Raw genomic sequence first — 26910 nt, forward strand, 5'->3', positions numbered from 1 at the left:
CATGAGCGACGTCCAGGTCACCGACAACGCCGACGAGCACCGCTACGAGGCCCGGATCGACGGGGAGCTGGCGGGTTTCGCCGAGTACCTCCTCACCGACGAGCTCGTCGTGTTCACCCACACCGAGGTGGACCCGGCCTACGAGGGCAAGGGGGTCGGCAGCGCCCTGGCGCGCTACGGCCTCGACGACGTGCGCGAGCAGGGGACGCGCAAGGTGATGCCGCAGTGCCCGTTCATCAAGGGGTGGATCGAGCGGCACCGCGACTACGTGCCGCTCGTCTACGGCGCTTGACGTCAGGTCCACGTGAGGTGATCGGCTGGTCTCCCGAGCCGCTTACGGCGACGCCACCGCACCCGCAGGAGACGCCATGACCTGGACCATCGACGACGACACCGTCCGCGCCCTGCTCACGCCCGGCGACGCCGTCGGCTGGATGGAGGAGGCCCTCGCCCGCCACCACGCCGGCACCCTCGAGGCGCCACCTCGTCTGGCAGCGCCGCTCGGGGGTGGCCGGCTCGTCCTCACCGCCGGGCACAGCGGGGACGAGTTCTACGGCTACCGCACCTACGACACCCTCCCCACGACCTCCGACGAGCAGGTCACTGTCGCGCACGACACGACGACCGGGCGCGTGCTGGCCGTGCACGTCGGGCATGCCCTCGGGGCGTGCTGGACCGGCGCTCTGGGCGGGGTGGCCACGCGGCACCTCGGGCCTGGGAGCGATGACGTGACCGTGGGGATCGTCGGCGCCGGGACGCAGGCGTGGGCGCAGCTCTGGGCCCTCACGGCGAGCCTCACCCCGAGCGCCGTGCGCGTGACCTCCCGCACGCCGGCGGGCCGCGAGGCGTTCGCCGACCGCGCCCGGCGCGAGCTGGGGCTCTCCGTCGAGGCCGTCGCGTCGCCCCGGGATGCCGTCGCCGGTGCGGACGTCGTCATCCTGGCCACCTCCAGCAGCTCCCCCGTCATCGACGCCGCCTGGCTCGACCCCGACGTGCTCGTGATCACCGTGGGGCCCAAGCAGGTGGGGCGCGCCGAGCTCGCGGTGGACCTCGTAGCGTGCGCCGACCTGGTGGTCACGGACTCGCCGGCCCAGCTGCGGGCCTACGACCCGCCGGCGCTCGTGGCCGACGCCGGGATGGCCGACCGCGTGGCGTCGCTCGGGGAGATCGTGGCCGCGTCGGGAGGGCCGGCAGCAGAGGGTTCGACAGGGCCGCAGCGTCGCGGGCGGCGCGTCTACCTGTCCGTCGGCCTGGCCGGCACCGAGGTGCACCTCCTCGGTCGCCTCTGGGAGCAGCACGGGCGACAGGCCCCGGTATGACGCCACGCCGCCGCCTCGCGGTGATCTGCGAGGCGGCGGCGCTCCGGCATACGGCCTCGAGCCCCAGACATCGCGGAGACCTGGGCACCGTGCTCGGTGCCCAGGTTTCCGCGATCCCGAACCGGCAGGATCCGCCTGAGGCAGGTCAGGAGCCGGAGCCGGCCATCTGACGACCCGTCTCGAGGTAGGTCTTCATGCCGGCCAGCACCCACGGCCAGCCGCCGCCACCCTGCGCCGCGTCGCCGCTGCCCTCGATGTCCTGCGCGGTATTGGGCGCGCCCGTGCAGTCGTGCGTGAGGGTGAGCGCCGTGAGGGGGCCGTCATACTCCGTGAGCTCCCAGGTCAGGGTCGTCTCCTGCTGGTGCCACGCGGCGATCCAGCTCTGGACGAGCCTGCGGGGCGGGTCGGACTCCAGGACGCGTCCGGTGACGGCGATGTCGCCCATCCCCATCTGCTTCATCTCCTCGGTCGTGTGGCTGACGTAGTCGCCGCCGTCGCGAAGGTCGTACTCGACGATGCCGCCGTAGCCGTACTTGGTGCTGAGCTCCGGCGTCGTGATGGCATCCCACACGCGCTGGGCGGGGGCCTCGATGTAGACCCGGAAGACCTGGATCTCGGGGGCCTGGCGCTCGGTCGTGGCGGTGCCGGCGGTGCTGGTGGTGGTGCTGGTGGTCTGGGTGTCGCTCATGGGGATTCCTCCAGTGATCGTTTGAGGTCGATGAGTGCTGAGACGTGGTGCTGGGTGTACTTGTCGATCCAGCGGTCGTGGATCAACCGGATGGGGACGGGGTTGAGATGGTGCAGCTTGGTCCGCCCCTGCTTGCGGGTCGTGACCAGCCCGGCGTCCTCGAGGATCCGCAGGTGCTTGGCCACGCCGTATCTCGTCATCTCGGTGCGTCGCGCGACGACGGCCTCCAGCTCGCCCTGGGTCCGACCGTCCTGGTCGAAGAGGGCGTCGAGGAGCAGCCGCCGCGTCGGGTCGGCCAGCGCCTTGAACACCAGGTCGTCATCCACACCTCGACCATAGGTGACCAAAAAGTCACCTGTCAAGGGATAGCGCGTCGCACGTGCGACGTCAGCGCTCCGAGCGCGAGAGATGCCCGCCCGTATGACGGGCCCGCCGCGTCGCGGGGACCTGGGATGCGCCGGGGCGCGCCGGCATACCGGCGTCGCTCGAGGTGGGTCGGCCGAACCAGGTCAGGGCGCCAGGTCAGGCCGTGATGACGCGGGTGCCGGCGACCCGATCGTGGGGCGGGCGTCCAGCCCCGGCCACCGTCATCGCGACCATCACGACGAGGAGCACGTCCACGAGGATCGTGCCTCCCATCGCCACCGCGTCGCCGCCGTCGAGGCGACCGCTCGCTGCGCTGAACGCGACCAGGTGACCCAGCGACCAGGGGATCGCGATCTTGGCGGTGTTGCGCGCGAGCGCCCTGCCGATCCCGGGCGTTCCCGAACCCGTCGTGACCCGCAGGCCCTCGCGCCGCTTCCCCCAGGTCGCGGCGCTCGGGCCCGACTCGGCACGAGCCGCGATCAGGGTGGCGAGCACCGGCGGCACGGAGCTCAGGATCCCGAGGAAGACAGGGTGGTCCGACCACCCGTTCATGACGGCGACGACGCCGATCGGCACCGTCGCGACCGCGATCGCGAGATAGCCGAGGCAGTCCCGCCCGTACGCACGGGCCCGTCGTAGCGCAAGCGGGTGCAGGTGCATGGTTCACCCCACGGTCGGTCGGGAGGGTCCGGGCACCCAGCCTACGCACGCCGGGCGGTGCCGGGGAGGGGCTCATCCGGGCCGGTTCAGCGCTCCCAGCGCGACAGACACACGGCCGTATGGCGGGCCCGCCGCCTCGCGGGGATCGGTGATGCGCCGGGCGGTCGGCATACGAGATCGGCCCCGAGCGCGGAGACCTGGGCACCATGCACGGTGCCCAGGTCTCCGCAATCTTGGCGTGGGACAGATCCGCCTGGGTTCGACACATCAGCCTGGCGTGCCAACCCAGGCGGACCTGACTACCTGAGGTAGGTCAGACGTGGCGGCGGCTCGTGATCACGCGGAACCGGTTGGCGACGAACGCCGCGTCGGAGTAGGCCGCGTTGGCCGCCGGGTTGGCGCCGGTGCCGTGGTAGTCCGAGAACGCCGAGGTCTGGTTGACGAAGACCTGACCGGTGAGGTTCTCCGAGAGGGCGACCCCGCCGTCGGCCGCGGCCTCGCGCGCCTCCTCCAGCACGGCCTGCGAGGTGGAGTAGACCGACGCCGTCATCGCGCCGTGCTCGGCCACCGTGTCGGCGAGCTGGGCGAGCGACTGCTCGGTGGACTCGGTGGCGATCACGAACGACACCGGCCCGAAGTACTCCTGGGTGTAGACGTCCTCGTGCCGCACGTCGAGCTGCACGATCCCGGGCGTCCGCACGACGGCGTCCGGCCACGCGGGGTGGGTCACGGCGCGCGTGTCGAGCACGACCCGCCCCTCCCCCTCGGCGGCGATCTCGGCGAGCGACCCGGCGTTGGAGCGGACCTTGTCGTTGACGGTGGCGCCGAGGACCTCGACGGCCTTGGCGTCGTCGCCGGTGAAGCGCGCGACCGCGGCGCCGAGCCGGTCGGCGAACTCGTCGGCGGACAGGTGCCCCTCGTCGGTGTCGACGCCGGTCTTGGGGACGTAGATGTTCTGCGGGGCGGTGCACATCTGCCCGGAGTAGAGCGAGAGGGAGAACGCGAGGTTGCCCAGCGTCGCCTTCAGCGCGTCGGTGGAGTCGACGACGATCGTGTTGACGCCGGCCTTCTCGGTGTAGACGAGCTTGCCGCGCGCGGCCGCCTCGGTCTCGAGCCAGGCGCCGAAGCCCGGCCCGCCGGTGTAGTCGATGATCGCGATCTCGTCGCGCTCGGCGAGGTCCTTGGCGAGGGTGCCGCCGTCGCGGTCCGCGGCCAGCTGCACCAGCGCCCGGTCGAAGCCCGCCTCGGCCAGGACGTCGCGGCAGACGGCGACCGTGATGGCCAGCGGCAGGATCGCGCGCGGGTGGGGCTTGATGACGACGGCGTTGGCGGTGGCCAGCGAGGCGAAGATGCCGGGGTAGGCGTTCCACGTCGGGAAGGTGTTGCAGCCGATGACCAGGCCGACGCCACGGCCGACGACCTTGTAGTCCTTCTGCAGGCGCAGGGGCTCGCCCTTGGCGGGCTTCTCCCAGGTCACGGACGCGGGGATGCGCTCCTGCTCGACCAGGGCGGCGGTCACGGCCTCGAGTGCGCGGTCCTGCGCCTCGGGGCCACCGGCCTGGAAGCTCATGACGAACGGCTGACCGCTCGTGTGCATGACCGCATTGGCCATCTCGAAGGACCGCTTGTTGAGCCGGTCGATCATCTCGACGCAGACGGCCGCGCGGACCCGGGGACCGGCGTCACGCCAGGCGCGCATGGCCGCGCGCGCCGCCGGGAGCGCCTCGTCGAGGTCGAGCACGGGATAGGTGATCGCGAGGGTCGGGCCGTATGGCGACACCTCGTCACCCACCCGATCGCCCGTCGACGGCTGGTCGTCCAGCGGCGCGAAGGCGGAGCCCACGTGCGCGTCATACGCGGCGAGGCCGGACTCGGCGGAGCCCTCGCCGTAGACGCGGGGGCTCGGGGAGGCGGGATAGCGGGAGTAGAAGCTGCGGGTGCGCAGCGCCTCGGCGGCCTCGTCGAGGGTGGCCGCGTGGGCGTCGAGGAATGGGTGGCTGGGCGTCGTTGCCTGGGTGGTCACGTCCCGATCCTAACGAGGGGTTCGCCTCGCCGCGAGGCTGCCGACGTGCCACGATGCGTGCATGAGTGACCACGCGAGCGAGCAGTCGAGCACCACGCCCGCAACGGGGCGGATCGCGGTCGTCGGGGCCGGGGCGATGGGGTCCGGGATCGCCCAGGTCGCCGCGCAGGCGGGGCACGAGGTCGTGCTCGTCGACGCGCGGGACGGCGCCGCCGAGGAGGCGATCGAGCGGCTGCGGGCGACGCTCGGCCGACTCGCCGACAAGGGCCGCATCACCGCCGACGAGGCCGCTGCGGCCGCGGGTCGGCTGCGGGCCGCCGAGGACGTCCGGTCGCTGCCGGCCTGCCGGCTCGTGATCGAGGCGGTGGTGGAGGACCTCGAGGTCAAGCGTGAGATCTTTGCCACGCTGGCCGCCCGCCAGGACGCCGACACCATCCTCGCCTCCAACACCTCGAGCCTGTCGATCACCGCCATCGCCGAGGGCATCGCGCACCCCGAGCGCATCATCGGCCTGCACTTCTTCAACCCCCCGCCCCTGATGGCGCTGGTCGAGGTCGTGCGGGGCGCGCGCTCGGGCGCGGACTCGGTCGAGGAGGCCTGCGAGCTGGTGCGCGCGTGGGGCAAGACGCCCGTGCGGTGCGCCAGCACACCGGGATTCATCGTCAACCGGGTGGCGCGGCCCTTCTACGGCGAGGCGCAGCGGATGGTCGCCGAGGGCATCGCCGACGCGGCGACCATCGACGCGGCGCTGCGCGGGGCGGGCTTCAAGATGGGGCCGTTCGAGCTCACGGACCTCATCGGGCAGGACGTCAACCTCGCGGTCGGCACGTCCGTGTGGGAGCAGACCGACCACGACGCGCGCTACGAGCCGACGGCCTACCAGCAGGACCTGGTGGCGCGAGGGGCGTTGGGGCGCAAGACCGGTCAGGGCGTCTATCGGTATGACGACAGCGGCCGGGCGCTGGACGCGTCGCCGGACGAGGCCGCGGTGGAGCTGCTCGTCGGCGGCCCGGTGCGGACCGACCCGGTCGCCCGCACGCTGGCGATGCTCGTCAACGAGGCCCTGGCGGTCGTGGTGCGCGGCGAGGCGTCCGCCGAGGACGTGGACACCGCGATGCGCCTCGGCACCAACTACCCGCGCGGCCCGATCGAGTGGGGGCGCGAGATCGGTTTCGACGTGATCAAGGACCAGCTCGAGGAGCTGGCCGCGATCTATCCGGGCGGCCGCTACCGACCGTCCAAGGCCCTCACCCAGGACCTACCTCAGGTAGGCACATCCGCCGGGGTTAGCACGCCAGGCTGATGTGACGACCTGAGGTAGCACATCCGCCGGGGTTCGCACGCCAGGCTGATGTGACGACCTGATGGTAGGTCACGACGAAGGAGTCGCATGCTGGATCCGGATCTGGCCCACGTCCGCACCATGTGGGACGAGGACGGCGCCTCGCGCCACCTCGGCATCGAGCTCGTCGAGGTGTCGATGGCCGACGGCCTCGGCCGGGCCCGCACCCGCATGGCGGTCACCGACACCATGGTCAACGGCCACCGCATCATGCACGGCGGCTACATCTTCACCTTCGCCGACTCGACCTTCGCCCTCGCCTGCAACGCCGGCGGCGAGCTGACCGTGGCGGCGGGCTGCGACATCGACTTCGTCCGCTCCGCCGCGCTGGGCGACGTGCTCCTCGCCGAGGGCGTCGAGCGAGCGCGGTACGGCCGCAACGGGATCACCGACGTCACCGTCACGCGCGAGAGCGACGGTGAGCTCATCGCCCACTTCCGTGGACGCTCCCGCGCCCTCAAGCCCCGACCGAGCGCCTGACCCACGCAGCCACCGGACCAGCAGCCATCGCCCGAGCAGGCCACGACGAAGGAGTCGACATGACACTGCCCCCCATCGACGAACGACCCGACCTCTACGACGACGCCGAGCGCTGGTCCGTCGACGAGCTCCGCGCACACCAGCTCGAGCGCCTCCAGACGACGGTGCGGTCGGCATACGACCACGTCCCCCACTATCGCCGCCAGCTCGAGGAGCGCCAGGTCCACCCCGACGACATCACGGCGCTCGAGGACGTCCGGCTCCTGCCGTTCACGTCCAAGAAGGACCTGCGCGACAACTACCCCTTCGGGCTGTTCGCCGTGCCGCGCGAGCAGGTCGTCCGGGTCCACGCGTCGTCCGGCACCACGGGCAAGCCGACCGTCGTGGGCTACACCCGCGAGGACATCACCACCTGGGCCACCCTCGTCGCCCGCTGCATCCGCACCGCCGGCGGACGTCCTGGCGACCTCGCCCACATCTCCTACGGCTACGGCCTGTTCACCGGCGGCCTCGGCGCGCACTACGGCGCGGAGCACCTGGGCTGCACGGTCGTGCCGGCGTCGGGCGGCAACACCGAGAAGCAGATCCAGCTCATCCAGGACTTCAGGCCGCGCATCATCTTCGTCACCCCGTCCTACTTCCTGTCGATGATCGACGCGATGGAGGCGCTGGGCATCGACCCGCGCGAGACCTCGCTCGAGCTGGGGCTGTTCGGCGCCGAGCCGTGGACCGAGGCGATGCGCCAGGAGATCCAGGAGCGGGTGGGCATGCACGCCACGGACATCTTCGGGCTGTCCGAGCTGATGGGGCCCGGCGTCGCGCAGGAGTGCGTCGAGACCAAGGACGGCCTGACGCTGTGGGAGGACCACTTCCTCGCCGAGATCGTCGACCCGTTGACCGACGAGCCGGTCGCCGACGGGGAGCAGGGCGAGCTGGTCTTCACGTCGCTCACCAAGCAGGCCATGCCGGTGCTGCGCTATCGCACCCGCGACCTCACCCGCCTGCTGCCGGGGACCGCGCGCCCCGCGATGCGCCGCCTGGAGAAGATCACCGGCCGCACCGACGACCTCATGATCGTGCGCGGCGTCAACGTCTTCCCCACCCAGATCGAGGAGATCGTGCTGGGCATCGAGGGGCTCTCGCCATACTTCCAGTGCGTCCTCACCCGCCCCGGCCGCATGGACGAGCTGACCATCCGGATCGAGGCGCAGCACGGCGTCGGCGAGGAGCGGAAGCGGGCGATCGAGCGCGAGCTCAAGCACCACATCAAGTCCCGCATCGGCACCACGGCCCGCATCGAGATCCTGCCCGAGGGCGGGGTCGAGCGGTCGGTGGGCAAGGCGCGCCGGATCGTGGACGAGCGCGGGATGTCCTGACCACCGTCCGGCCACCGCGAGTAGCACCCCAGGTGCTACCTTTGCTCGTATGACGCAGACCATCGGCATCCGTGAGCTGCGGCAGCACGCCAGCCGCTACGTCGCCGCCGCGCACGCGGGCGAAGAGATCCTCGTGACCGACCGCGGCCACCCGATGGCGCGGCTGGTGCCCCTGTCGCCGCTCGAGCAGCGCATCGACTACCTGGTGCGCAAGCACGGCGCCCATCCCCCCGCCGATCCGAGCATCAAGGCCTGGGAGATCGAGCCCGCACCGAACGACGGCACCGACACCCAGGCCATCCTGGACGAGGGCCGGGCCGACCGCTTCTGATGGCGACCTATCTCGACACGTCGGCACTGGTCAAGCTCTGCACCACGGAGGCCGAGTCGCTCGCGCTGAGGCGGTGGCTGGCCGACGCTCCCCAGCCGCTCGCCACGTCCATCGTGGGCGAGGTGGAGCTCGGCAGGAGCATGGCCAAGGTCGGCGGGGCTGCAGCGTCCGTCGCCGAGACGCTGCGACGTGCTCTGGTCATCCTTCCGCTGACCCCCGCCGTGGCCGAGCGGGCCCGCCGGCTGCCGCCGGGCGTGCTGCGCTCGCTCGACGCCATCCACGTCGCGACCGCTCTGGAGCTGGGCGAGGACCTCACCGCGGTGGTGAGCTATGACCAGCGGATGATCGACGCGGCGACGGCGGCGGGGCTCGAGGTCGTCTCGCCAGGACGGGACTGACGCGAGGGGCGGCGGCCCGTGCGGAGGGGGCGCGGCATACATGACACGATGCGCCCGTGAAGAAGACCGAGGCCGTCCGTGACGGCGAGCGCTGGTGGTGGGGCCCGCAGCCTCCGGGCGACCACCCCCCGCAGGTGATCGACTCCTGGCTGGTGCAGGAGGGGCGGTCGCGGCGCCCGGAGCGACACATCCAGCGGTTCGCCGCGACGGCCGAGTTCTTCGTGCACTTCCAGGACCTGGACGTCGTCGTCGACGAGGTCTTGGCACGAATCCCTCGCGCCGACAGGTGGTTTCCGCGGCTGGAGGCCTACAACGACGCCGTCGCCCTGTGGCTGCGGCCCGCGAGCGACACCCCCACCCAGATCTCGCTGTGGATCGCCGACGTGCCGGACCCGCGCAAGTGGCCGCACATCAAGGGCCCTGACCTGGTCGTGCAGCGCCAGCTGCAGCTGCGGGCACGCGAGCTCGGCGCCGACGACGCACTGCTGTGGCGGGTCGAGGAGCGGCTGCCCGAGGCCGTCGAGGCGACCTACTCAGCCCTGGTGTGGTGGGACGGCCAGCACTTCGTCACGCGCCCGCTCGACGAGCTGTCCCTGCCCTCGGTCACGATCGAGTGCCTCGAGATCGCCCTCGCCGACACCCCGCACCCGCTGACGCGCGGTCGCGTCTCGGTCGACGCCCTGCTCGACAAGCCCGTCTGGGCGGTCAATGCCGCACGCGGGGTCCAGGCCGTGACGAGCTGGGTCCTGCCCGACGGCGCGATCCGCGACACCCCGCACGGCGCCGTCACGTCCGGGCTCGACGACCTGCTCCGCACCGCCCTCGAGGAGACCATCGGGCCGTTGCCCGAGCAGCTCACGACATGATCGTAGAACCGCTCGGTCTCGCCGTCGACCCCGGCGCTGCCTACACCGCGCTGTTCGGCGAATCCCGTTGGGCCTGCTGGCTGGACAGCGCGCGGGCCGAGCCCGGTCTGGCCCGGTTCTCCTATCTCGGATCGCCCGGGCCGGAGGGTGAGGTGCTGACGTATGACGTCGGCCGGGGCCATGTCGTGGTCACCGCCGGTGGCCGCAGCCGCCGCGAGGACGGGACGATCCTGGACGCGTTGCGGCGCCGGGCCGCGCCGCCCGAGGATGCCGCGCCGCCCGAGGATGCCGCGCCGTTCGAGCTGGTCGACGGGTGGGTGGGCTACCTCGGCTACGAGCTGAAGGGCGACCTCGGCGCCACCAACCGCCACACGTCGCCCCACCCCGACGCCGTGTGGATGCGCTGCGACCGGCTCCTCGCCCTCGACCACGAGACCGGCGACGCCTGGCTGGTCGCGCACGGCGACTCCGCTGCCGCCTGGGCGGCATGGGCGCGAGATCGATTGTCGGGCGCGGCTTCTCGCGCTCCGGGGATCACCCGAGCGCTATGGCCGGATGACGAACCGCGCCGCCCCACAGCGCATCTCGCTCGCGACGTCGCGCAGTACCGCCAGGACGTCGAGGCCTGCCTCGACGCGCTGCGGCGCGGCGAGTCCTACGAGATCTGCCTGACCGACACGGTTCTCGCGGAGTCGCACGACGACCCGTTCGACATCTATCTGCGGCTGCGCCGGCTCAACCCGGCCCCGCACGCGGCCTACCTCCGCCTCGGGGACCGGCACGTCCTGTCGGCCAGCCCCGAGCTGTTCCTGCGCGTGACGCGTGACGGCGAGGTGTCCACCAAGCCGATCAAGGGGACGGCAAGGCGTCATACCGACCCCACCCACGATGCCCGTGCCGCAGCCGATCTCGCCGCCGACGCCAAGACCCGTGCCGAGAACCTCATGATCGCCGACCTGCTGCGCAACGACCTGTCACGCGTCTGCGACCCGGCGACGATCCACGTGCCTCGACTCATGCACGTCGAGTCCTACGCGACCGTGCACCAGCTCGTGACGACCGTGCGCGGGCGGCTTGCCGAGGACCGCACCGCGATCGACGCCCTCGAGGCGTGCTTCCCCGGCGGGTCGATGACGGGCGCCCCCAAGCACCGCACCATGCAGATCATCGACGAGCTCGAGACGCGGGCGCGCGGGATCTACTCAGGGGCACTGGGTTTCGTCGACCGCAGCGGCGCGGTGGACCTGTCCGTCGTGATCCGCACCGCCGTCATGCACCACGGGCAGGTCGAGATCGGCGCGGGCGGGGCGATCGTCCTGGACTCGGACCCGCAGGCCGAGACCGACGAGATGCTGCTCAAGGCCGCCGCCGTCCTACCCGCCCTCCGACCCTGACCTTCCCGGTCGCGATCGGGTGACTTCACTGCTCGTCTACCCGCAGCAGACTCACCCGATGCCGCGGGGTGGGGCCAACAGGCGCGTCAGGGCTTTCGCGCCACCTGGTCGGCCCAACGCCCGAGATCGCCGAGCCAGCCGATCGTGCCGATGCTGGTGTAGACCACGTCGAAGTGACCGGTCACGGCGGCGCGGGCGTCGAGCACGTCCGATTCGACCCACGTGACCTCGGTCCCGGTCGTGGCGGCGAGCCGACGCGCGGCTGCCAGCGACGACAGCGAGAAGTCGACCCCCGTCATACGACCGCCGGCGCGGGCCAGGCTGATGGTGTCGGTGCCGATGTGGCACTGCAGGTGCACGACGTCGAGGCCGCGCAGCGAGCCCTGCGGCAGGTGGGCGGCGAGGGCGGGCAGGTCGTCGCTGACCACGGTGGAGAGGTATGCCGGGTCCTCGGCGTAGCGCTCGATCCCGTAGGCGACCTCGTGCAGGCCCGCCCGCTCGTCCCAGTTGGCGCGGTTGGCGTCCCGGGCGACGGCCCAGTCGACGTCGACGTCGGTGCCCTGCTGCTCGCTCATGGCCAGAACCTACCGGGGGCCGAGGCATCAGCCTGGCGAACGAAGGCCGGCCGATGCCTCGGCCCCCGGCGGGTCAGGGCTGGGCGGCGAAGACGCCGATGACGGGGTTCCACTCGGTGACGTCGATCCCGGCGACGAGGCCGTGCTGCTGGAAGGGATCGTCCCCCAGCAGCGAGCGCACCTCGTCGGCGCTGTCGGCGCGGAGGATCAGCAGCGCCGACGCCGGCTTCACGTCGACGTAGGGACCGGACGCCTGCAGCGACCCCGCCTCGGCGAGCCGGCCGAGGAACGCGCGGTGCTCGGGCCGGATCTCGTCGAGGCGGGGGTCGTCGGAGTAGGAGTAGCGGACTGCGTAGTAGGCCATGGCCACACCCTAGGCGGCGCTGGGGTCCTCCCACCCGTCGGCGCCGGCCCGCTCGGCGCCGATGGTCGTGTCCGGGCCGTGCCCGGTGTGCACGATCGTGTCGTCGGGCAACGCAAAGAGCCTGGTGCGGATCGAGTCGACGATGGTGTCGTATGACGAGAACGACCGTCCCGTGGCGCCCGGGCCTCCCTGGAAGAGGGTGTCACCGCTGAACACGCGCCCCAGCTCCGCGCTGTAGAAGCAGGTACCGCCCGGCGTGTGCCCCGGCGTCGCGATCGCCCGCAGCGTCACCCCGCCCACGGTGATCTCGGTGCCGTCGACGATGTCCTCGTCGGGCTGGCGCGTGTCATAGGTCTGCTGCCACAGCTCGAGGTCGTGCGGGTTGAGCCAGATCGGGGCGCCCGTGGCCTCCGCGAGAGCGGCCGCCTGGTTGACGTGGTCGTCGTGCGCGTGCGTGCACACGATCGCCGCCAGCCGACGCTCGCCGACGGCGGCGGCGATGGCCGAGGCGTCATGCGGGGCGTCGAAGACCACGCACTCGTCATCGTCGCCGACGATCCACACGTTGTTGTCGACGTCCCAGGTGCCCCCGTCGAGGGAGAACGTCCCCGACGTGACGAGCTGCTGGACCTGCACGTCGCCGGCCATCAGAGCGTCACCACCGAGCGGAGGACGTCACCGCGCTTCATGGTGGCGAAGGCCTCCTCGACGTCGCCCAGCCCGATCGTCTCGGACACGAACGCGTCCAGGTCGAGCCGCCCCTGCAGGTAGAGGTCGACGAGCATCGGGAAGTCGCGGGAGGGCAGGCAGTCGCCATACCAGCTCGACTTGAGCGCACCGCCCCGACCGAAGACGTCGAGCAGCGGCAGCTCGATGCGCATGTCGGGCGTCGGCACGCCCACCAGGACGACCGTGCCCGCGAGGTCGCGGGCGTAGAACGCCTGCTCGTAGGTCTCGGGGCGACCGACGGCCTCGATCACGACGTCAGCGCCGTTGCCGTCCGTCAACGCCTGGACCGCCTCGACGACGTCCCCGTCGGCCGGGTCGATCGTGTGCGTCGCCCCCAGCTCGCGCGCCTTGTCGAGCTTGCGGGGGTCGGTGTCGATGCCGATGATCGTGGCCGCGCCCGCGAGACGCGAGCCCACGACGGCCGCCATACCGACCCCACCGAGGCCGATGACGGCGACCGAGTCGCCGCGGCCGACGTTGCCCGTGTTGATGGCTGCGCCGAGCCCGGCCATGACGCCGCAGCCGAGCAGGCCCGCCGCCTCGGCCCCGGCGCGCTCGTCGACGCGCGTGCACTGGCCGGCCGCGACCAGCGTCTTCTCCGCGAAGGCCCCGATCCCCAGCGCCGGCGTCAGCTCGGTGCCGTCCGTGAGCGTCATCTTCTGCGTGGCGTTGTGCGTGGCGAAGCAGTACCACGGGCGTCCGCGGCGGCAGGCCCGGCACTCCCCGCACACCGCACGCCAGTTGAGGATCACGAAGTCCCCGACCGCCACCTCGGTGACGCCCTCACCGACGGCGCTGACCCGGCCGGCGGCCTCGTGCCCGAGCAGGAACGGGAACTCGTCGTTGATCCCGCCCTGCTGGTAGTGGTAGTCCGTGTGGCAGACGCCGCACGCCTCGACGTCGACGACGGCCTCGCCGGGTCCCGGGTCCGGGACCACGATGTCGACGAGCTCGACCGGCTCGCCCTTGGCTCGGGAGATCACTCCCTTGACGGTGGTGGGCATTGGGGCGCCCCTTCCTGGCCTCGCGGCCGGTTGTCTCTCCGCCCACCATCCCAGTGCCCAGCCCCGATCCGGTCAACCTGCCGTATGACGCCCGCCGCGATCGCCGGCCTCCGCGAGTCCCGGGCGGTGGGGCGAGCAGCGGGGCACCACGAGCGGGGTCCCGGACTCGGGGTCGGGGATCACGCTCGCGTCGAGGGCGAACACCTCGCGCACCATCTCCTCGGTGAGCACGTCGGCGGGTGCGCCCTGCGCCGCGACGACGCCGGCCCGCATGGCGACGAGGTGGTCGGCATACCGCGCCGCCAGGCCGAGGTCGTGCAGCACCATGACGACCGTGGTGGCCCGCTCGGCGTTGAGGGCGGCGACCAGGTCGAGCATCTCGATCTGGTGGGTGAGGTCGAGATAGGTCGTCGGCTCGTCGAGCAGCAGCAGGTCGGTCTCCTGCGCGAGGGCCATGGCGATCCACACGCGCTGACGCTGGCCACCGGACAGCTCGGCGACCGGGGCGTCGGCGAGCGAGCTGGTGCCCGTCTCCGCCAGGGCCCGCTCGACGGCCTCGGCGTCGTGCGCCGAGCTGCGCCGCCACAGCCCCTGGTGGGGGTGCCGGCCGCGGCCGACGAGCTCGGCGACGGTGACCCCCTCGGGCGCGACGGGGTGCTGGGGCAGCAGGCCGAGGGTGCGGGCGACGGTCCGGGTGGGCTGCTCGTGGATGGGGCGTCCGTCGAGCAGCACGGCTCCGGAGAGCGGCCGCAGCAGGCGAGCGAGACCGCGCAGCAGCGTCGACTTGCCGCAGGCGTTGGGGCCGACGACGACGGTCACGCGACCGTCCGGGATCTCGAGGGTGAGGTCGCGGACGACCGGCTCCCCGCCGTAGCCGAGGGTCAGGTCGCGGGTGGCCAGTCGGGTCATCAGAGGGTTCCTTCGGTACGGCCGCGGGTCATCAGCCAGAGCAGCACGGGGGCGCCGGTGACGCCGGTGACCACGCCGGCGGGCAGGTGGACGTCGGGGATCACGTGGCCGCCGATCAGGTCCGCGGCGACCACCACGACCGCGCCGACGAGGGCCGCGCCGACGATCGTCGGGCGACCGCGGTCCAGAGCCCGGGCGATGGGCCCGGCCATGAACGCCACGAAGGCCATCGGCCCCACCGCCGCCACCGCGAGCGCAAGCACGACGACGCCGACGGCGAGGAGCAGGTCCGCGGCGTGGCGCCGTCCCCCGAGCCCGAGCGCGAGGTCGTCGCCGAGCTGCAGCGCGGGCAGGTCCCGGCTCGCGACCCAGAGCAGCAGGTATGCCGCGACCGACGTCACGGCCAGCCACCGGATCGTCGTCCAGTCCGCCTGGCCGAGGCTGCCGGTCAACCACCGGAGCACGAGCTGGGTGTCGAACTCGTCGGCGCGGGTGAAGAGGTAGTGGACGACCGAGGCCAGCACCGACGAGACGCCGACGCCGACCAGGACGAGGCGCTCGCCGGTGGACTGCGCGACGACCCGCACGAGGACGGCCACGACCAAGGCCCCCGCCACGGCCAGGAGAGACAGCGTCGGCCCGCTGAGGCCGAGCACCACGATGCCGACGACCGCGGCGGCCGAGGCGCCCATGCCGACGCCGACGATGTCGGGGCTGGCCAGCGGGTTGCGCAGGACGGTCTGGAAGGTCGCGCCGGCCGCGCCGAACGCAGCACCGGCGAGCAGGCCTAGGACGGCCCGGGGCAGGCTGCTCTCCATCAGGATGAAGCTCGCCCCCGGGATGACCTCGCCCCGCAGGATCGCGACGGCGTCGACGACGGGGATCACCAGGTCCCCCAGCAGGGCTCGCGCGACGGCCAGGCCGAGCGCGAGGACCGCGAGGACGACGAGGAGAACGCGGTGGTGGGTGCGCCGGCTCAGCGAACGCCGCGCGTCGCGGGTCGCGGGCTCCCGCACGGCGAGGGTGCTCACAGCCGCCCCCGTCGCACGGCCCACACGAAACCGGGCAGGCCGACCATCGCCGTCATGATCCCGACCTGCACCTCCGACGGCGGCAGCACCACGCGTCCCACGGTGTCGGCGGCGGCCACCAGCGCCGCCCCCAGCACGGCGCTGAGCGGCAGCACGCGACCGTGGGCCGGACCGACGACGGACCGGGCGGCGTGCGGGACCAGCAGCCCGACGAAGCCCACGGGCCCGGCGAGGGCGGTGGCGCCGGCGGCCAGCAGCACGGCGACCGCACCCACGGCCCAGCGGGTGCGGGTGGGGTGGGTGCCGAGGGCCGCGGCGACGTCGTCACCGAGCGCCAGCGCGTCGAGCCGCCGAGCGAGGACCAGCGACAGCACCGCCCCCACGACCAGCACGGGACCGACGGCGGCGAGCAGAGCGAGGTCGCGCCCACCGATGGTCCCCACCTGCCAGAAGCGGAACGCCTGCAGCGTGCCGTGGTCCCCCAGCAGCAGGGCCGTCGACACCGAGGTGAGCGCGGCGGTCACGGCCGCGCCGGCGATGGTGACCGAGCCCGGCCGCAGGCCCCCGCGCGACACCGCCGCCAGCAGGTGCACGACGATCGCGGCGACCGCTGCCCCCACGAACGCGGCGCCCACGTGCGCCAGCGGCGCGGACAGGCCGCCGATGCTGATCGCCACCACCATCGCGAGCGACGCCCCGGCGGACACCCCGAGGATCCCGGGGTCCGCCAGGGGGTTGCGCGTCAGCCCCTGGAAGCAGGCCCCCGAGAGCCCGAGCGCCGCGCCCACGACGACCGCCAGCACCGTCCGGTCGACGCGCGCCATCGCGATCGCGTACAGCGGGTCGGCGGGGTCGAGCAGGGCGCTGGGCGCGACCGCCCGCGAGCCGACGAGCAGCGACGCGGCGAGCGCGACCAGCAGGACCAGCAGCGGTGAGAGGGCCCGGACGGCGGCCGGCGCGGGGACGGCCCGGCTCATGCGCCCTTGACGGCCTTGACCACGCCGGGGAGGTACTTGTCGATGATGAACGGCATCGACAGCGGGCTGGGGTTGGTGACCGACAGGCCGATCTGCTTGTCCACCTCGGCGTAGGCGTGCCCCGACTTCAGCGCCGGGATCTGGCCGATCAGCGGGTTGGCCTTGAACGACGCGATGTCGGCGGGCTTGTCGGCATACGTGAGGAGCACGTCGGACTGGATCGTCGAGGCCTGCTCGGCTGAGACGTTGCCGTAGAACTGGCCGGGCTTGACGGCGGTGCCGACGATCGGCGCGCTCCTGAGGCCGAAGGCCTCCAGGGCGCGGACCCGGTTGTCCTCCTTGCCGTAGATGCCGATCTGCGACAGGTCGGTCGTGGTGAGGTAGGCGAAGACCATGGTCTTGCCGGCGAGCTCGGGGTGAGCCGCCTTGGCGTCCGCGACGACCTTGTCGGTCTGCGCGCGGACGGCGGTGGCCTTGGTGGGGCGGCCGAGGGCCTTGCCGACCGTCTCCAGCGAGGTCGTCCACGGCGTCACCCACGGCGCACCCGGCTGGGCGACGACCGGCGCGATCTTGGACAGCTTGTCGTAGTCCGCCTTGGTCAGGCCGGAGCTGGTGGCCAGGATGACGTCGGGCGCGAGCTTGGCGATCTCGGTGACGGGGATGCCGTCGGTGTCGTCGTAGCGCGTGGGGGTCTTGCCGCCGAGCCTGGCCACGGCCGCGTCGAACCAGTCGGTGGACTTGCCGGCATTGCCGCCCCACGTCATCGCGGTCGCGCCCACCGGCACCACCCCGAGCGAGACCGCCATGTCCTGGTCGACCCAGCCCACGGTCGCGACCCTGGTCGGCTCCTTGCTGATCGTGGTCTCGCCGAAGGCGTGCTTGATGGTCACCGGGAAGGCGCCCTGCTCGGCGGCGCTGCCCTGGGACCCTGGGGACGCGGTCGCGGACGTGGCCGCGTTGCCCCCGGACGTTGACCCAGACGAGCCCGCGCCGCAGGCGGCGAGGGCGAGCGTCGCGGAGGTGAGCACCAGCAGGGAACGGCGGGTCAGGGGCACGAGAGGTCCAATCGTCGGTAAGGCTTGCCTAAGTTAGGCAAACCTTAGCCCTATCGCTCGGCGGCGTGCGACCCGTCCCACAGCGCGCTCGTAGGCCGGACCCCTAGGGTGGGGAGCATGCGCGTTCTCGTCAGCGGTGGCGCCGGCTACATCGGCTCGCACACCACCCTCCAGGTCCTTGCCGCCGGTCACGACGTGGTCGTGGTCGACAACTTCTCCAACGCCAAGCCGTCCGTGATGGCCCGGCTCGAGGCCCTCGCGGGGCAGCCGATCGAGGTCCACGGCTTCGACCTGACCGACCGCGACAAGACCGAGCACCTGTTCGCCACCGAGCAGTTCGACGCGGTCATCCACTTCGCGGGGTTCAAGGCCGTCGGCGAGTCCGTCGAGAAGCCGCTCGAGTACTACGAGAACAACCTCGACTCGACCTTCTCCCTCGTGCGCGCGATGCAGCGCCACGGCGTCAAGAAGCTCGTGTTCTCCTCCAGCGCAACGGTGTACGGCGAGGACGCGCCCGTCCCGATGAAGGAGGACTTCCCCACCTCCGCCACCAACCCCTACGGCTGGACCAAGGTGATGATCGAGCAGATCCTGCGCGACGTCGCCGTGGCCGACCCCGAGATGCGGATCGCGCTGCTGCGCTACTTCAACCCCGTGGGCGCCCACCCGTCGGGCACGATCGGCGAGGACCCGCAGGGCATCCCCAACAACCTCGTGCCGTTCATCGCGCAGGTCGCCGTGGGCCGCCGCGAGCACCTCAACATCTTCGGCGATGACTACGACACCCCCGACGGCACCGGCCTGCGCGACTACATCCACGTGGAGGACCTCGCCGCCGGCCACGTCGCCGCCCTCAACCGCCTCGGCCAGGTCGACGACGCCGTCTCCACCTGGAACCTCGGCACCGGCCACGGCACCTCGGTCAAGGAGATGCTCGCGGCCTTCAGCCGCGCCGTCGGCCGCGACCTCCCCTACCAGGTCGCCCCGCGCCGTCCGGGCGACATCGCAGCCTCGTATGCCGACCCCTCTCGCGCCAACCGCGAGCTCGGGTGGCAGGCCACCCGGACCGTCGACGACATGTGCGCCGACACCTGGCGCTGGCAGTCCGGCAACCCCGAGGGCTACCCCAGCTGACCGGTCTCTCCGGCGCGTGCCGAGGCGTGCGCCGCAGAGTGGTCGCAGAGTCGACGTCTGCGACCCCCTGACGTCGGGTTCGTGACCACTCTGTCGCGAGCCCGCGCGGCTAGCGAGACGGTGCGGGACCGGCATACCTGCCGGCGCTTGTGAACTCTGTCACAAGCGGCCCCGGAGGCCCTGGGTCGTTGGGGATGGCGGTGCCGCGAATACCTCACGGGCGGACCGGCATACGAGCTCCGCATCGATTTGCACAACGCCCGTGTTGTCAAAAACCGCAGGTCACGGGCGGGTTGCAAACCCTCAGCCGGGTCCGGGGGGCTACCCAGCCTGAGTAGGCTCGACGGGTAACCAAAGGTCTGACCTCCGGAGATGTCATGGACAACCTGGACCTTGCGCGATGGCAGTTCGCCATCACCACCGTCTATCACTTCCTCTTCGTGCCGATCACCATCGGCCTGTCGGCGATCGTCGCCGGCTACCACAGCGCCTGGGTGCGCACCCGCAAGCCGGAGTACCTCCGGCTCACCAAGTGGCTGGGCAAGCTGTTCACCATCAACTTCGCCCTCGGTCTCGTCACCGGCATCGTCCAGGAGTTCCAGTTCGGGATGAACTGGTCGGACTACTCGCGGTTCGTCGGCGACATCTTCGGCGCCCCGCTGGCGTTCGAGGCGCTGCTGGCGTTCTTCCTTGAGTCGACCTTCCTCGGCCTGTGGATCTTCGGCTGGGGCCGGATCCCCGAGAAGCTGCACGCGTGGACCATGTGGATCGTGCACATCGGCACCGTGCTGTCGGCGTACTTCATCCTCGCCGCGAACTCGTTCATGCAGAACCCCGTCGGCTACCGGTTCAACCCCGAGTCCGGTCGCGCCGAGATGGCCGACTTCGTCGCGGTGCTGGTCAACAAGGTCCAGCTCGTGACCTTCCCGCACGTCATCCTCAGCTCCTACATGACCGGCGGCGCCGTCGTCGTCGGCGTGGCGCTGTGGCACTGGCTGCGCAAGGGCCCGATCGCCGACCGTGACCGCGAGATGTACCGCAAGGCCGTCCGCGTCGGCGCGATCGTCTCCCTGGTCGCCTCGCTCGGCGTCGTCGTCACCGGCGACCTCCAGGGCAAGGTCATGACCGAGGTCCAGCCCATGAAGATGGCTGCGGCCGAAGGGCTCTACCGCACCGAGAAGTCCGCGCCCTTCTCGATCCTGACGATCGGCTCGCTCGACGGCCAGGACGCCACCCGCATCATCGAGGTCCCCGGTCTGCTGAGCTTCCTCGGCACCGGTTCCTTCGGCGGCGAGGTCAAGGGCATCCGCGACGTGCAGGCCGACTACCAGCAGAAGTACGCCGGCAACCCGCGCACCGCGGACCAGGCCACCAACTACGTCCCCAACATCCCGACGACCTACTGGACCTTCCGCCTGATGATGGGCGTCGGGTTCGTGTCGATGGCGCTGTCGGCGCTGGCGCTGTGGGTGACGCGCAAGGGCAAGACCCCGCCGAGCGCCCGCTGGTGGAAGCACGTCGTGATCTGGAGCCCGCTGCTGCCGGTCTTCGCGATCTCGTTCGGCTGGATCTTCACCGAGGTCGGCCGCCAGCCGTGGATCGTCTTCGGCGAGATGACGACCGCCAACGGTGTCAGCCCGTCCGTGCCGGCCTGGTCCGTCCTGGTCTCGATGGCCGTCTACACCCTGCTGTATGCCGCGCTGATGGTCGTCGAGGTCAAGCTCTTCCTGAAGTACACCCGAGTCGGGGCCGAGCCGGTCGACGAGTCCTCACCCGCCGACGCAGGCGAGGACAAGCCCCTCGTCTTCGCCTACTGAGGTCGTTGGAGAGACACCATGGAACTCACCGTCATCTGGTTCATCCTCATCGCCGTCCTGTGGACCGGCTACTTCGTCCTCGAGGGCTTCGACTTCGGCGTCGGCATGCTCCTCCCGATCCTCGGCAAGGGCCGCGACGAGCTCGACACCGACAACCGACGCCGCGTCCTGCTCAACACCATCGGCCCCCACTGGGATGGCAACGAGGTGTGGGTCCTCACCGCGGGCGGCGCGACCTTCGCGGCCTTCCCGCACTGGTACGCCACCCTCTTCTCCGGGTTCTACCTGCCGCTGCTGCTCATCCTCGTCGCCCTGATCATCCGCAACATGGGCTTCGAGTACCGGCACAAGCGCGACGACGACACGTGGCGCCGCAACTGGGACCTGTGCATCATCATCGGCTCGTTCCTGCCGGCGCTGCTGTGGGGCGTCGCGTTCGCCAACATCGTGGCGGGCGTCCCGATCAACGCCGACAAGGAGTTCACGGGCACCCTGTTCACCCTGCTCAACCCGCTCGGCCTGCTCGGCGGCGTGACCACGCTGCTGCTCTCCCTCACCCACGGCGCCGTCTTCGTCGCGCTCAAGACGAGCGGCGAGATCCGTGACGAGGCGCGGGCCTTCGCCTGGAAGTCCGGGATCGCCGCGGCCGTCGTCGCCGTCGTGTTCCTCGTCTGGGTCATGATGCTGACCGGCAACGCCGCCTCCTGGATCCTCGCGGTCCTCGCCGCCGTGGCGCTCGTCGTCGGCCTGCTCATGACCCGCCTCGGCCGTGACGGGGTGGCCTTCACCGGCACCGCCGCCGCGATCGCGCTGGCCGTGTGGGCGCTGTTCGCCGCGCTGTTCCCCGACGTGATGCCCTCCTCGACCAACCCGGCCTGGAGCCTCACCCACGAGAACGCCGCCAGCACCGACCTGACGCTCACGATCATGACGGGCGCCGCCCTGGTCTTCACGCCGATCGTGCTGGCCTACACCGCGTGGACCTACTGGATCTTCCGCAAGCGCATCTCCACCCACCACATCCCGCCGGCGCACGAGCCGCGCGAGGTGGGCGAGCTGGAGGCGCAGGCAGCGGCGACGGCGGCTGCGCCGGCTGCGGGCGGGACGCGCACCACCGGGGACGACCACGTCGCCGGGGGCGAGCACCGCGACCGCTGAGTCCGCCCGGACCTCCCAGGATCGTGAGGGTTTCGTCCAACGATGTTGGAGGAAACCCTCACGATCTTTGTGGAGGGAGGTGAGCGACCCTGTGACGACGACGACCCTGCGACACCGATGACACCGACGACGAGGAGCTCCCCCGCGTGAAGCCCTTCGACCCCCGCCTGCTGCGGCTGCTGCCCGGTGCCCGACGACCCGTCCTGGCCCTCGGCGCGATCGGGGTGGCTCAGGGCGTCGCGGCCATCGTGCAGACCTTCGCGGTGGCGGCGGTCGTGGTGGCGGTGGCACGGCATACGGCCCTGTGGGGACCCCTCTGGCTCCTGGCCGCCGTGCTCGTGGTCCGCGCCCTGCTCACCGGCGCCACCGAGCTCGTGTCCTCCTGGGCCGGGACCGAGGTCAGCGCGGGCCTGCGGACCCTGCTGCTGCGCACCTGGCTCGGCCGGTCCGCCGACCAGCGACCGGATCCCGCCACCGCCCAGACCCTGGCCGCGCAGGGCACCACCAGCGTCGAGACGTATGTCGCGCGCTACCTGCCCGCGCTCGTGGCCGCCGCCGTGCTGCCGGTGCTGGCGGTCGTGACGCTGGCCTTCGTGGACCTGTGGTCGGCGCTCATCGTCGTGCTGACGCTGCCGCTGCTGCCGCTGTTCGCCGCGCTGATCGGCAAGGCGACCGCCGACGCGTCCGACAAGCGGTGGCGGGCCCTGGCCACCCTCGCCGGGCACTTCGTGGACATGATGCGGGGGCTGCCGACGCTGTCGGCCTACGGCCGGGCGAGCCGGCAGAGCGCCACGATCCGCGAGGTGTCGCAGCGGCACCGGACCGCGACCGTGGCGACGCTCAAGCTGGCCTTCCTGTCGTCAGCGGCCCTCGAGCTGCTCGCCACCATCTCGGTGGCGCTGGTGGCGGTCGCGGTCGGCATCCGCCTGACCTGGGGCGACATCGGTCTCGGCACGGGGCTGGCGGCGATCCTGCTGGCGCCCGAGGCGTACTGGCCGATCCGGCGCGTGGGTCAGGAGTTCCACTCGGCCGCGGACGGGGCGCAGGCGCTCGACGACATCCTCACGGCGACGTCCCCCACTCCCACCCCCACCCCCACCCCCGCCGACCGGTCAGTTACCGACACCCCCACCACCGCCGAGCGGTCACTTCCCGACACGACACCCCGTCCAGAACTGACCAGTCGACGAGAGCAGCCCGCCGAGCGGTCACGTCACGACACGGGGGTCGCCCGGCTGGAGGGCGTGACCTATCGCTATCCCGGGGCCACGCGCGACGTCCTGCACGACCTCACCCTCACCGCGGCGCCGGGCCTGACGGTGATCACCGGGCCGTCGGGAACGGGCAAGACCACCGCCCTCGAGCTCCTCTGCGGGCTGCGCGAACCCACCACGGGCACAGCATCCCTCGTCCCGTCGCACCTGGTGACGCAGCGCCCCTTCCTGACCGCCGGCTCCATCCGGGCCAACCTCACCCTCGCCGACGAGGCGGACGACGACCGGCTCTGGTCGGTGCTGCGGCAGGTCGGGCTCGAGGACCTGGTCCGGGGGCTGCCGGACGGGCTCGGCACGCCGCTCGGGGACGACGGGTTCGGGCTGTCGGCGGGCCAGCGGGCGCGCCTCGGGATGGCGCGGGCCCTGCTGTCGACGGCGCCGCTCGTGGCCCTCGACGAGCCCACAGCGCACCTCGACCCCGCGTCCACCGCGCTCGTCGACGACGTCGTGCGCTCGCTCGCGCGCGACCGGGCGGTCATCGTCGTCACGCACCGCGCCAGCCTGGTCGAGCACGCCGACCACCTCGTCACCCTCTCCCCCGTCGTCCAGGAGGTCGCGCGATGAGCTCGGTATGGCGAACGCCCCCGGGCATCCGGGGCTCCGCGCTGATCGGCGGTCTGGCCACGGCCAGCGGGATCGCGCTCACGACGACCTCCGGGTGGCTGATCGTCGCCGCCTCGCACCGGCCGCAGATCCTCACGCTGATGGCGGCGATCGTGGCGGTGCGGGCGTTCGGCATGGCCAGGCCGGCGTTCCGCTACTGGGAGCGGGTGCGGTCGCACGACGCCGCGCTCGGTGACCTGGCGGACCAGCGGGTCGCGGCGTATGACGCCCTCGTGCCCCTCACCCCCGCCCGGCTCGGACGGCGGTCCCGCAGCGAGGTGCTGGGCGGCGCCGTCGACGACCTCGAGGACCGGGTGTATGCCGAGATCCGCGTCGTCGTCCCCGTCCTCGGGTCCCTCGTGGCGGGGCTGCTGACGGTGCTGGCGACGGCGCTGTTCAGCTATGTCGGGGCGGTGATCGTCGCCGCCATGCTCGTGGCCTGCGGGCTCGTCGCCTGGCTCGTCCTCGCGAGCGAGCGCGCGGCGCAACGAGACTGGCTGGACGCCCGGGCCGAGGTGTCCCGCGTCGCCGGCCTCGTCACCGCCAACGCCCTGGAGCTGCAGGCGATCGGGGCGACCTCCGCGTCGGGCGTGTGGATCCAGGCCGCGCAGGCCCGGCTGGCTGCGGCCAACGCCCGGCGGGCGCGGGGACGAGCCCTCGGCATGGCGCTCACCGGGATCGCTTGCGGCGCAGGCACGGTCGCGATGGCGGTGCACGCACACGGGCTGGTGGCGGGCGGGTTCAACGACGCCATCGCGGCCCTGCTCGTGCTGACCCCCGTGGCGGCGGCCGATGCGTTCACGCCGGTGCCGGACGCCATGGGCGCCTGGGCCCGCGCCGAGGGGAGCCGGGTCCGGCTCGACCGCCTCCTCGCCCAGGACCCGCCCCTCGGAGTGCACGGATCCGTCGAGGCGCCAGGGGATTCCGGCATACCCCCGCGGTTGGCTCTCGACGAGGTCACGGCGCGCTGGACGGCGGACCGCGACGCCGTCGGACCCGTCACCGCCGCCATCGAGCCCGGCGAGTCCGTGGTGATCACCGGCCCCAACGGCGCCGGCAAGTCCACGCTGCTCGCGGTGCTCGCGACCCACCTCGACCCGGCGTCGGGGAGTTATCGCCTCGACGGCCTCGACAGCCGGTCCGCGTCCGTCGAGTCGCTGCGCGCCCGGGCCGCAGTGCTGGACGACGAGCCGCACGTCTTTGCGTCGACCGTGCGCGAGAACCTTCGTCTCGCCCGCCCGTCCGCCACGGACGACGAGGTGACCGCGGCCTTGGAGCGCGGCGGGCTCGGCGGGTGGCTGCGCGGGCTGCCCGAGGGGCTCGACACGATGCTCGGCACGGGCCACCGCGGCGTCTCCGGCGGTGAACGCGCCCGCCTAGGGCTGGCTCGCGCGATCCTGTCGGGGCGGCCGGTGATGCTGCTCGACGAGCCCGTCGCCCACCTCGACCACGCCACCGCCAACGAGGTGCTCGACGACCTGCTCGCCGCGCGCGAGGGCCGGACGCTGGTGATGGTGAGCCACCGCGAGGACGCCGTGGCGGGGTTCGGGCGCGAGCTCCGACTCGGTTGATCCCGCGCACGTCCCCCCGCGCACGTCCCCCCGCGCACGTCCCCCGACCCTGCCCCCGCCCCCGCCACGATCGTGAGCGTCTCGTCCAAGAATGCTGGAAGGAACCCTCACGATCTGGGTCATTGTGCGGGGGTGCGGGTGGGAGGTCAGGGGCGCGCGAGGGCGGACCGCACGGCCGCCTCGATAACCCCGTCGTCCGCACCCGCGGCGCGCGCCGTGGCGACGAAACCCAGCGCCAGCTCGTCCAGCCCGGGCCCCGAGTCGGCCACCACCAGCGACGAGCGGGCGAGCTCTGCGGCACCGGCAGCGACCGTCGTCCCGGCGCGGCGGGCCGTCCGCACGATCCCGGACGCCTCCAGCTCCTTGTAGGTCCGCGCCACCGTCCCGGCCGCCACCCCGAGGTCGGCGGCCAGCTGCCGCACGGGCGGCATCCGGGCCCCCTCGGTCACGACGCCGCTCGCCACGTGCACCAGCACCTGACGCCGCAGCTGCTCGTAGGGCGGCGTGGGGTCGGCCGCGTCGACCCGCAGACCCACGCTCATGCCGACACCTCGGTGGCAGGGCGCGCCACCAGCGAGTCCCGGTGCGGGGCAAGGACCCTCACGAGGCTCCACAGGGTCAGCACACCCACGACCGCGGCGACGGCACCGACGACGGTCCCGGATGCGCCGAAGGGGTTGGTCGCGCACATCCCGTCCCCGGCGTGGGCCAGACGCATCCAGGCGATCAGCAGGGCCGGCACCGCGAGCGCCCCCGAGGCCAGCCCGGCGCCCGCGACCAGCGCCCCGGACGACCACCGTCGCAGCGCGTCGTCCGCCCGCACCAGGTCGGCGTCGCTGCCGTCACGCGGACGCCCCGCGACGAGGCGCAGACCCCAGGCCGTGGCGGCGAGACCGACGAGCCAGACCAGCAGCGCCGGGGCGAGGTAGAACGAGCCGAACCACGGGCTCGAGCCCCCGCTCGCGGCCCAGCCCTCGGGCGTCGTGCAGGCATAGGTCAGCTGCCGCCCGTCGGCCCCCTGCAGGCGCAGGCCGATGATCACGGCCGCCAGCAGGGCGAGCGCCAGGATCCCGGACACCACCGCCTGGCCGCGCGGCACGTAGTCCCTCACCCGCCGGTGCTCGAGCCCCGCGGCGGGGCCGGTCGCCATACGGCCGATGGAGAGCTGACCGAGGACCAGGGTGAGCAGGCCGACGACCACCCCGGCCACCGGTGCCGTCGCGATCAGCCGACCGCGGCCCGTGGCGGCGAGCCCCACCACCGCCAGCAGCCCGAGCAGGACGGCCAGGAGGCGAGAACGTCGGACGAGAGCCTGAGCACGCAGGAGACGTCCGAGATGGTCGTCGACGACCACCGGGCGCCCGCCGAGGCTGAGGACCAGCGCGGCCACGAGGCAGGCGCCGGCCAGCACGACGACCACGACGAACAAGGGATAGAGAGCCAGCATGACGACCTCCTGCTTGTGC

At 72.3% G+C, this 26910-nt stretch carries 28 protein-coding genes; 14 read left to right on the forward strand and 14 right to left on the reverse strand.

Annotation, left to right across the window (positions count from 1 at the left end):
* The first annotated feature begins 1 nt into the window (after nucleotide 1).
* Nucleotides 2–292 carry a GNAT family N-acetyltransferase gene (locus K313_RS0101570; protein ID WP_029210136.1) on the forward strand — a complete coding sequence of 97 codons (291 nt, stop codon included), beginning with the start codon at nucleotides 2–4 and terminating at the stop codon, nucleotides 290–292.
* 76 nt (nucleotides 293–368) lie between these two features.
* Entirely contained in the window at nucleotides 369–1319 is a 951-nt protein-coding gene (locus tag K313_RS0101575) for an NAD(P)-binding domain-containing protein (protein ID WP_029210137.1), read from the forward strand.
* A 145-nt stretch (nucleotides 1320–1464) separates the two neighbouring features.
* Here the strand turns inward: K313_RS0101575 and K313_RS0101580 are convergent, their stop codons facing one another.
* From K313_RS0101580 to paaN, 4 genes are all read right to left on the reverse strand, one after another.
* On the reverse strand, nucleotides 1465–2007 hold the full coding sequence (locus K313_RS0101580; protein ID WP_029210138.1) for an SRPBCC domain-containing protein: 543 nt from the start codon (nucleotides 2005–2007) through the stop codon (nucleotides 1465–1467).
* On the reverse strand, nucleotides 2004–2333 hold the full coding sequence (locus tag K313_RS0101585) for an ArsR/SmtB family transcription factor (RefSeq protein ID WP_029210139.1): 330 nt from the start codon (nucleotides 2331–2333) through the stop codon (nucleotides 2004–2006). The genes K313_RS0101580 and K313_RS0101585 overlap by 4 nt, the downstream gene beginning before the upstream one ends.
* A 196-nt stretch (nucleotides 2334–2529) precedes the next feature.
* The gene (locus tag K313_RS0101590; RefSeq protein ID WP_029210140.1) at nucleotides 2530–3033 is read right to left on the reverse strand and encodes an RDD family protein; all 504 of its coding nucleotides are present in this window, start codon (nucleotides 3031–3033) and stop codon (nucleotides 2530–2532) included.
* A 313-nt stretch (nucleotides 3034–3346) separates the two neighbouring features.
* Nucleotides 3347–5056 (reverse strand): phenylacetic acid degradation protein PaaN, encoded by a 1710-nt coding sequence (gene paaN / locus K313_RS0101595; protein WP_029210141.1) that lies wholly within the window; start codon nucleotides 5054–5056, stop codon nucleotides 3347–3349.
* A gap of 61 nt (nucleotides 5057–5117) precedes the next feature.
* On the opposite strand from paaN, the gene K313_RS0101600 reads away from it, so the two are divergent.
* The 7 genes from K313_RS0101600 (at nucleotide 5118) to pabB (ending at nucleotide 11243) form a co-directional block, all read left to right on the forward strand.
* Entirely contained in the window at nucleotides 5118–6359 is a 1242-nt protein-coding gene (locus K313_RS0101600; protein ID WP_029210142.1) for a 3-hydroxyacyl-CoA dehydrogenase NAD-binding domain-containing protein, read from the forward strand.
* A gap of 87 nt (nucleotides 6360–6446) precedes the next feature.
* A complete protein-coding gene (gene paaI / locus K313_RS0101605) occupies nucleotides 6447–6878 on the forward strand; it encodes a hydroxyphenylacetyl-CoA thioesterase PaaI (protein WP_205621784.1) in 432 nt (143 codons plus the stop codon).
* A gap of 59 nt (nucleotides 6879–6937) precedes the next feature.
* The gene (gene paaK, locus K313_RS0101610) at nucleotides 6938–8254 is read left to right on the forward strand and encodes a phenylacetate--CoA ligase PaaK (protein ID WP_029210144.1); all 1317 of its coding nucleotides are present in this window, start codon (nucleotides 6938–6940) and stop codon (nucleotides 8252–8254) included.
* A gap of 49 nt (nucleotides 8255–8303) precedes the next feature.
* Entirely contained in the window at nucleotides 8304–8585 is a 282-nt protein-coding gene (locus K313_RS0101615) for a type II toxin-antitoxin system Phd/YefM family antitoxin (RefSeq protein ID WP_029210145.1), read from the forward strand.
* Complete coding sequence (locus K313_RS0101620; protein ID WP_029210146.1) at nucleotides 8585–8983, forward strand: type II toxin-antitoxin system VapC family toxin; 399 nt, start codon at nucleotides 8585–8587, stop codon at nucleotides 8981–8983. The genes K313_RS0101615 and K313_RS0101620 overlap by 1 nt, the downstream gene beginning before the upstream one ends.
* Nucleotides 8984–9039: 56 nt before the next feature.
* Nucleotides 9040–9849, forward strand: a complete 810-nt coding sequence (locus K313_RS21910) for an aminotransferase class IV (protein ID WP_029210147.1) — start codon at nucleotides 9040–9042, stop codon at nucleotides 9847–9849.
* On the forward strand, nucleotides 9846–11243 hold the full coding sequence (gene pabB / locus K313_RS0101630) for an aminodeoxychorismate synthase component I (protein ID WP_029210148.1): 1398 nt from the start codon (nucleotides 9846–9848) through the stop codon (nucleotides 11241–11243). The genes K313_RS21910 and pabB overlap by 4 nt, the downstream gene beginning before the upstream one ends.
* Nucleotides 11244–11329: 86 nt before the next feature.
* Here the strand turns inward: pabB and K313_RS0101635 are convergent, their stop codons facing one another.
* The 8 genes from K313_RS0101635 to K313_RS0101670 form a co-directional block, all read right to left on the reverse strand.
* A complete protein-coding gene (locus tag K313_RS0101635; RefSeq protein ID WP_029210149.1) occupies nucleotides 11330–11818 on the reverse strand; it encodes a methyltransferase domain-containing protein in 489 nt (162 codons plus the stop codon).
* 73 nt (nucleotides 11819–11891) lie between these two features.
* Nucleotides 11892–12182, reverse strand: a complete 291-nt coding sequence (locus tag K313_RS0101640; protein ID WP_029210150.1) for a YciI family protein — start codon at nucleotides 12180–12182, stop codon at nucleotides 11892–11894.
* A gap of 9 nt (nucleotides 12183–12191) precedes the next feature.
* Nucleotides 12192–12830: an MBL fold metallo-hydrolase gene (locus K313_RS0101645; RefSeq protein ID WP_029210151.1), complete on the reverse strand. Its 639-nt coding sequence runs from the start codon at nucleotides 12828–12830 to the stop codon at nucleotides 12192–12194.
* Complete coding sequence (locus K313_RS0101650; RefSeq protein ID WP_029210152.1) at nucleotides 12830–13915, reverse strand: S-(hydroxymethyl)mycothiol dehydrogenase; 1086 nt, start codon at nucleotides 13913–13915, stop codon at nucleotides 12830–12832. Before K313_RS0101650 ends, K313_RS0101645 begins: the two co-directional genes overlap by 1 nt.
* Nucleotides 13916–13987: 72 nt before the next feature.
* Nucleotides 13988–14824 (reverse strand): ABC transporter ATP-binding protein, encoded by an 837-nt coding sequence (locus K313_RS0101655; protein ID WP_029210153.1) that lies wholly within the window; start codon nucleotides 14822–14824, stop codon nucleotides 13988–13990.
* A complete protein-coding gene (locus K313_RS0101660) occupies nucleotides 14824–15855 on the reverse strand; it encodes an iron chelate uptake ABC transporter family permease subunit (RefSeq protein ID WP_051273964.1) in 1032 nt (343 codons plus the stop codon). Before K313_RS0101660 ends, K313_RS0101655 begins: the two co-directional genes overlap by 1 nt.
* Entirely contained in the window at nucleotides 15852–16832 is a 981-nt protein-coding gene (locus K313_RS19650; RefSeq protein WP_051273958.1) for a FecCD family ABC transporter permease, read from the reverse strand. The genes K313_RS0101660 and K313_RS19650 overlap by 4 nt, the downstream gene beginning before the upstream one ends.
* A complete protein-coding gene (locus tag K313_RS0101670) occupies nucleotides 16829–17887 on the reverse strand; it encodes an iron-siderophore ABC transporter substrate-binding protein (protein ID WP_029210155.1) in 1059 nt (352 codons plus the stop codon). The genes K313_RS19650 and K313_RS0101670 overlap by 4 nt, the downstream gene beginning before the upstream one ends.
* 117 nt (nucleotides 17888–18004) lie before the next feature.
* Between K313_RS0101670 and galE the strand changes: the two genes are divergently transcribed.
* The 5 genes from galE to cydC all read left to right on the forward strand — a co-directional run bounded on the left by galE (nucleotide 18005) and on the right by cydC (nucleotide 25444).
* Nucleotides 18005–19021 carry a UDP-glucose 4-epimerase GalE gene (gene galE, locus K313_RS0101675; RefSeq protein ID WP_029210156.1) on the forward strand — a complete coding sequence of 339 codons (1017 nt, stop codon included), beginning with the start codon at nucleotides 18005–18007 and terminating at the stop codon, nucleotides 19019–19021.
* A 377-nt stretch (nucleotides 19022–19398) separates the two neighbouring features.
* Complete coding sequence (locus K313_RS0101680; RefSeq protein WP_029210157.1) at nucleotides 19399–20838, forward strand: cytochrome ubiquinol oxidase subunit I; 1440 nt, start codon at nucleotides 19399–19401, stop codon at nucleotides 20836–20838.
* 18 nt (nucleotides 20839–20856) lie between these two features.
* On the forward strand, nucleotides 20857–21996 hold the full coding sequence (cydB, locus tag K313_RS0101685) for a cytochrome d ubiquinol oxidase subunit II (protein WP_029210158.1): 1140 nt from the start codon (nucleotides 20857–20859) through the stop codon (nucleotides 21994–21996).
* A gap of 146 nt (nucleotides 21997–22142) precedes the next feature.
* On the forward strand, nucleotides 22143–23834 hold the full coding sequence (gene cydD, locus K313_RS0101690; protein WP_029210159.1) for a thiol reductant ABC exporter subunit CydD: 1692 nt from the start codon (nucleotides 22143–22145) through the stop codon (nucleotides 23832–23834).
* On the forward strand, nucleotides 23831–25444 hold the full coding sequence (gene cydC / locus K313_RS0101695) for a thiol reductant ABC exporter subunit CydC (protein WP_029210160.1): 1614 nt from the start codon (nucleotides 23831–23833) through the stop codon (nucleotides 25442–25444). Before cydD ends, cydC begins: the two co-directional genes overlap by 4 nt.
* A 146-nt stretch (nucleotides 25445–25590) precedes the next feature.
* Here cydC and K313_RS0101700 read toward each other — a convergent pair whose 3' ends face one another.
* Nucleotides 25591–25986, reverse strand: coding sequence for a GntR family transcriptional regulator (locus K313_RS0101700; RefSeq protein ID WP_029210161.1), 396 nt, complete (start codon nucleotides 25984–25986; stop codon nucleotides 25591–25593).
* Nucleotides 25983–26891 carry a hypothetical protein gene (locus K313_RS0101705; protein ID WP_156911092.1) on the reverse strand — a complete coding sequence of 303 codons (909 nt, stop codon included), beginning with the start codon at nucleotides 26889–26891 and terminating at the stop codon, nucleotides 25983–25985. Before K313_RS0101705 ends, K313_RS0101700 begins: the two co-directional genes overlap by 4 nt.
* Between the last annotated feature and the right edge of the window lie 19 nt (nucleotides 26892–26910).

This window comes from Arsenicicoccus bolidensis DSM 15745, assembly GCF_000426385.1.
GTDB classification, from domain to species: Bacteria; Actinomycetota; Actinomycetes; order Actinomycetales; family Dermatophilaceae; genus Arsenicicoccus; species Arsenicicoccus bolidensis.

Bases quoted from the DNA above. Each gene is read 5' to 3' on its own strand.
- K313_RS0101655 (WP_029210153.1), bottom strand. From the start codon at position 14,824: ATGACCCGACTGGCCACCCGCGACCTGACCCTCGGCTACGGCGGGGAG.
- K313_RS0101575 (WP_029210137.1), top strand. From the start codon at position 369: ATGACCTGGACCATCGACGACGACACCGTCCGCGCCCTGCTCACGCCC.
- K313_RS0101590 (WP_029210140.1), bottom strand. From the start codon at position 3,033: ATGCACCTGCACCCGCTTGCGCTACGACGGGCCCGTGCGTACGGGCGG.
- K313_RS0101635 (WP_029210149.1), bottom strand. From the start codon at position 11,818: ATGAGCGAGCAGCAGGGCACCGACGTCGACGTCGACTGGGCCGTCGCC.
- K313_RS0101645 (WP_029210151.1), bottom strand. From the start codon at position 12,830: ATGGCCGGCGACGTGCAGGTCCAGCAGCTCGTCACGTCGGGGACGTTC.
- K313_RS0101620 (WP_029210146.1), top strand. From the start codon at position 8,585: ATGGCGACCTATCTCGACACGTCGGCACTGGTCAAGCTCTGCACCACG.
- galE (WP_029210156.1), top strand. From the start codon at position 18,005: ATGCGCGTTCTCGTCAGCGGTGGCGCCGGCTACATCGGCTCGCACACC.
- cydB (WP_029210158.1), top strand. From the start codon at position 20,857: ATGGAACTCACCGTCATCTGGTTCATCCTCATCGCCGTCCTGTGGACC.
- cydC (WP_029210160.1), top strand. From the start codon at position 23,831: ATGAGCTCGGTATGGCGAACGCCCCCGGGCATCCGGGGCTCCGCGCTG.
- K313_RS0101680 (WP_029210157.1), top strand. From the start codon at position 19,399: ATGGACAACCTGGACCTTGCGCGATGGCAGTTCGCCATCACCACCGTC.
- K313_RS0101615 (WP_029210145.1), top strand. From the start codon at position 8,304: ATGACGCAGACCATCGGCATCCGTGAGCTGCGGCAGCACGCCAGCCGC.
- pabB (WP_029210148.1), top strand. From the start codon at position 9,846: ATGATCGTAGAACCGCTCGGTCTCGCCGTCGACCCCGGCGCTGCCTAC.
- K313_RS0101570 (WP_029210136.1), top strand. From the start codon at position 2: ATGAGCGACGTCCAGGTCACCGACAACGCCGACGAGCACCGCTACGAG.
- K313_RS0101600 (WP_029210142.1), top strand. From the start codon at position 5,118: ATGAGTGACCACGCGAGCGAGCAGTCGAGCACCACGCCCGCAACGGGG.
- K313_RS0101580 (WP_029210138.1), bottom strand. From the start codon at position 2,007: ATGAGCGACACCCAGACCACCAGCACCACCACCAGCACCGCCGGCACC.
- K313_RS0101650 (WP_029210152.1), bottom strand. From the start codon at position 13,915: ATGCCCACCACCGTCAAGGGAGTGATCTCCCGAGCCAAGGGCGAGCCG.
- K313_RS0101705 (WP_156911092.1), bottom strand. From the start codon at position 26,891: ATGCTGGCTCTCTATCCCTTGTTCGTCGTGGTCGTCGTGCTGGCCGGC.
- paaK (WP_029210144.1), top strand. From the start codon at position 6,938: ATGACACTGCCCCCCATCGACGAACGACCCGACCTCTACGACGACGCC.
- paaI (WP_205621784.1), top strand. From the start codon at position 6,447: ATGCTGGATCCGGATCTGGCCCACGTCCGCACCATGTGGGACGAGGAC.
- K313_RS0101700 (WP_029210161.1), bottom strand. From the start codon at position 25,986: ATGAGCGTGGGTCTGCGGGTCGACGCGGCCGACCCCACGCCGCCCTAC.
- K313_RS0101640 (WP_029210150.1), bottom strand. From the start codon at position 12,182: ATGGCCTACTACGCAGTCCGCTACTCCTACTCCGACGACCCCCGCCTC.
- K313_RS19650 (WP_051273958.1), bottom strand. From the start codon at position 16,832: ATGAGCCGGGCCGTCCCCGCGCCGGCCGCCGTCCGGGCCCTCTCACCG.